The following is a 250-nucleotide window of genomic DNA, read 5'->3' on the forward strand; positions in this document are numbered from 1 at the left end:
GGCCTTGACCCGCTGATGGTGCACCACCACCGGCATTTCGTCCGTGGCCGCCTGGATCAGGCCGCGGTTCGCGTCGTCGAATTGGGCCACGGTTTGGCGGGCGGCCGCCAGCTCCTGATCCGCAGTCGTGCGCATGGTCCGCAGCCGTTCGATCTCCAGCTGATGCTGTTGCAGGCGGTCCCGCTCCTGGGCCATCGCGCCGCGCTGGGCATTCACGTCGCGCGCCTGCGCGTCGAAGCCTTCGATGATC

1 protein-coding gene is annotated in these 250 nt (G+C 68.8%); it reads right to left on the reverse strand.

All coding sequences use genetic code 11. The features are described from left to right. Positions 1 to 250: hypothetical protein (locus VJI94_RS08645; RefSeq protein WP_324009075.1), on the reverse strand; the 250-nt coding region annotated here is incomplete at both ends.

Origin of the sequence: Parvimonas sp. D9 (assembly GCF_035282565.1) — a bacterium.
Taxonomy (GTDB): domain Bacteria; phylum Bacillota; class Clostridia; order Tissierellales; family Peptoniphilaceae; genus Parvimonas; species Parvimonas micra.